The sequence below is a fragment of the Acidisphaera rubrifaciens HS-AP3 genome (genome assembly GCF_000964365.1).
Lineage (GTDB): Bacteria > Pseudomonadota > Alphaproteobacteria > Acetobacterales > Acetobacteraceae > Acidisphaera > Acidisphaera rubrifaciens.
The window spans coordinates 1-3,764 of sequence record NZ_BANB01000180.1 but is presented as its reverse complement, the minus strand read 5'-3'; the positions used below and the strand labels follow the sequence as shown (position 1 = coordinate 3,764).

Genomic DNA, 3,764 nt, shown 5'->3' with positions numbered 1-3,764 from the left:
CCATGGAGCATCCCGCGCCGCTTCACGGCCCGGCGCGCGCTGCTGTCGGCGCCGGCGCCCGAGGCCGCGGCAGGCCCGGCCTTCGGCCCGGCGCAGGCGGAGTATCTCGCCTGGATCGCCGCTTTCGACACCATCACGGAGCCGGCGCGCATCGACATCCGCGCCCGGCTGCGCGCGCTGCCGGCGCGGCCGGTCATTTCGGTGCTGATGCCCGTCTACAACGCCGATCCGGTGCTGCTGCACGCGGCGATCGTGTCGGTGCGCGACCAGATCTATCAGAACTGGGAGCTGTGCATCGCCGACGACGCCTCCACCGCCCCCGCGGTGCGCGAGGTGCTGGAGCGCATGGCGGCGGAGGACGCGCGCATCAAGGTCGCCTTCCGCCCGGAGAACGGCCACATCGCGCGGGCGACGAACACCGCGCTCGACCTCGCGTCGGGCGAGTGGGTGGCGCTGCTCGATCAGGACGATCTGCTGCCGCCGCACGCGCTGTCCTGCATGGCGGAGGCGATCGTCGCGCACCCCGCGGCCGGGGTGCTGTATTCGGACGAGGACAAGATCGACGCGGCGGGCCGGCGGTTCGACCCGTATTTCAAGCCGGACTGGAACTACGAGCTGTTCCTGTCGCAGAACATGGTGTCGCATTTCGGCGTCTACCGCGCGGCCCTGGTGCGCGAGGTGGGCGGCATGCGGCCGGGGTTCGAGGGCTCGCAGGACCACGATCTCGCGCTGCGCTGCATCGAGCGCCTGCCGCCCGGCGGCGTCGTGCACGTGCCGCGCGTGCTGTATCACTGGCGCGCCCATGCGGCGAGCACGGCGCATTCGGCGGACAGCAAGCCCTATGCGCGCGACAGCGGCCGCATGGCGATCGCCGAGCATCTGCGGCGGCGCGGCTTCGCCGCGACGGTGGAGGTGACGGAGCACGCGCATTACCGCATCCGCTACGCCCTGCCGGACGCGCCGCCGATGGTCAGCATCGTCATCCCCGCGCGCAACGGGCTCGCGATCACCCGCACCTGTATCGAGAGCATCCGCGACCACACGACCTATCCGAGCTACGAGATCGTGCTGGTGGACAACGGATCGGACGATCCGGACATGCTCGCATGGCTGGCGGAGCTGCCGCGCACCGTGCCGCGTGTGCGTGTGCTGCGCGACGACCGGCCGTTCAACTATTCCGCCCTCAACAACGCGGGCGTCGCCGCGGCGTCGGGCGAGGTGATCTGCCTGCTCAACAACGACATCGAGATCACGCAGCCCGGCTGGCTCGACGAGATGGTGGCGATCGCGCTGCAACCGGGCGTGGGCGCGGTCGGCGCGCGGCTGTGGTACCCGGACGGCACGTTGCAGCATGGCGGCGTCACGCTCGGCGTGGGCGGCATCGCCAACCACGCCTTCTACGGCCTTCGGCGCGGCGATCCCGGCTATTTCGGCCGGGCCGTGCTGATGCAGTCCTATTCGGCGGTCACCGCCGCCTGTCTCGTGGTGCGGGCGGAGGCGTATCACGCGATCGGCGGCTTCGACGCCGCGCTTCCGGTCGCGTTCAACGACGTCGATTTCTGCCTGCGCCTGCGCGCGGCGGGGCTGCGCAACGTGTGGACGCCCTTCGCCGAGGCGGTGCACCACGAATCCGCCACGCGCGGGGTGGAGGACACGGCCGAGAAGAAGATGCGCTTCCAGCGCGAGGTGGCGATGATGCACGCGCGCTGGGACGACATCCTGCAGGCCGATCCCGCCTACAACCCCAACCTGACGCTGAAGGCGCTCGATTTCGGTCTCGCCTGGCCGCCGCGCGTGCCCGCCGGCTTCCGCGTCTGACGCGCCGCGCGGCCATGCCTGCTATGGCGCGGCGGTGACCTCCAGCCGGTCATAGCCCTTGTAGCGATAGACGATGACCGAGCCGATCCAGGCGGCGATGAAGATGCCGATGATGATGAAGCCGAGCATGTTGAAGTTGTCGTTCAGGCCGCCGATCGCGTCCCAGAACCAGCCATGCAGGTCGAGCTGGTCGCCGATCAGCCCCAGCGCCTCGATCCCGCCGATCACCACGGCGACCACGACCGATACCAGCGTGATCGACAGGTTGTAGTACAGCTTGCGGATCGGCTTCACGAACGCCCAGTTATAGGCGCCCATCATCAGGATGCCGTCCGTCGTGTCGATCAGCGACATGCCCGCGGCGAACAGGGTGGGGAACACCATGATCGACCAGATCGACATGCCGTGCGCCGCCTGCGTCGCGGAAATGCCCAGCAGGGCGACCTCCGTCGCGGTATCGAAGCCGAGGCCGAACAGGAAGCCGACCGGATACATGTGCCAGCTGCGCGTGACGATGCGGAACACCGGGCGGAAGATGCGCGCGAGGAAGCCGCGGCTGTTGAGCAACATGTCGAAATCGCTCTCGACATAGGCGCCGCCGTGCCGGACGTGGCGGAAGGTGCGCCAGATCGACACCAGGATCAGGATGTTCATCGCCGCGATGGCGAACAGGAACAGCGACGAGACCAGGGTGCCGATGACGCCGCCCACCGCCTTCGCGTCGTCGAACCGGCCGGCCAGCGCCGTCGCCGTCCCGGCGATCGCCGCCGCCGCCAGGATCACCACCGTCGAATGGCCGAGCGCGAAGAAGAACCCGACGCTGACCGGCCGCCTGCCGTCCTGCATCAGCTTGCGCGTCACGTTGTCTATCGCCGCGATATGATCGGCATCGACCGCATGGCGCAGGCCGAACCCGTAGGCCAGCAGCGCCGTGCCGAGCAGCAGCGGCTGCTCGCGGAACAGCCAGATCGCCCAGGCCCAGGCACCCACGTTGAACAGCGCCAGCACGGTGTAGATGGCGCCCACGCGCCCCCGCAGATCGTCGTCCCGGTCGTTGAAGCAGCGGCGTACAAGCCCGATCATCGCACCCTCGTCACGGCCGACCGCGCCCGCCGGAGCGGGACGCGCCGCGACGGGATGGTGGCATTGCGTTGCTGGAAGGTGGGGCGGCACCCGGACGAGCGGCGGGTGTGAGGTGGTCTGACAGACCGCCCGGCGGCGCGGCGGCGCGCCGTAGGCTTCGACCCTAGGGGAGCGCCCTTTCGCCGGTCAACATCTTCCTGCTACGTGTTGCATCGCATGACCCACACGATACGCGAGCGTCAAAAACTACTGACCCGTATCCGCCGCGTGCGCGGCCAGGTGGAGGCGCTGGAACGCGCCGTCGACGAGGAGCGCGGCTGCGAGACGGTGATGCACCTGATCGCCGGCGTGCGCGGCGCGATGGCGAGCCTGATGGCCGACGTGCTGGAGGATCATGTGCGCGCGCATTTCGTCGCGCGCGAGGACGAGGCGCCCGGATCGCCGCCGGCGACCGAGGCGCTCATCCAGATCATGCACTCCTACCTGAAATAGCCTCAGCCGGCGAGCAGGGTGCGCATCGCCGGCTGACGGTCGAACAGGCGCAGCAGCAGCCGCACCGCCTGCCCGCGCGGCGAGGCGAACGACGGGTCGCGCGCCAGCAGCACGGCCGCGTCGCGCGCGGCGATGCGCAGCAGCCGGCCATGCGCCAGCGGATCGGCGAGGCGGAATCCCGGCAGCCCCGATTGCCGCGTGCCCAGCACGTCGCCGCCGCCGCGCAGGCGATGATCCTCGTCGGCGATGCGGAACCCGTCCTCGGTCTCGCGCATCAGCGCGAGACGGCGGCGGGCGGTCTCGCTCGGCGCGTCGTCATGCAGCAGCAGGCAGAAACTCGCCGCCGCCCCGCGCCCGACCCGCCCGCGCAG

At 70.2% G+C, this 3,764-nt stretch carries 3 protein-coding genes and 1 pseudogene; 2 read left to right on the top strand and 2 right to left on the bottom strand.

The window, feature by feature from the left end:
- The coding region (locus B8460_RS06570; RefSeq protein WP_048860783.1) for a glycosyltransferase family 2 protein at positions 1-1,818 on the top strand (1,818 nt) is incomplete at its 5' end.
- A gap of 21 nt (positions 1,819-1,839) precedes the next feature.
- Here B8460_RS06570 and B8460_RS06565 read toward each other — a convergent pair.
- Entirely contained in the window at positions 1,840-2,901 is a 1,062-nt protein-coding gene (locus tag B8460_RS06565) for a HoxN/HupN/NixA family nickel/cobalt transporter (RefSeq protein WP_048860782.1), read from the bottom strand.
- A 216-nt stretch (positions 2,902-3,117) separates the two neighbouring features.
- On the opposite strand from B8460_RS06565, the gene B8460_RS06560 reads away from it, so the two are divergent.
- On the top strand, positions 3,118-3,393 hold the full coding sequence (locus B8460_RS06560; protein ID WP_048860781.1) for a metal/formaldehyde-sensitive transcriptional repressor: 276 nt from the start codon (positions 3,118-3,120) through the stop codon (positions 3,391-3,393).
- Between the two features lie 2 nt (positions 3,394-3,395).
- Here the strand turns inward: B8460_RS06560 and B8460_RS06555 are convergent.
- Positions 3,396-3,764, bottom strand: a pseudogene (locus tag B8460_RS06555) (ATP-dependent DNA helicase RecG); the annotation flags it as partial.

Excerpts from the sequence above, each read along its gene's own strand:
- B8460_RS06565 (WP_048860782.1), bottom strand. The coding sequence starts at position 2,901 with ATGATCGGGCTTGTACGCCGCTGCTTCAACGACCGGGACGACGATCTG.
- B8460_RS06560 (WP_048860781.1), top strand. The coding sequence starts at position 3,118 with ATGACCCACACGATACGCGAGCGTCAAAAACTACTGACCCGTATCCGC.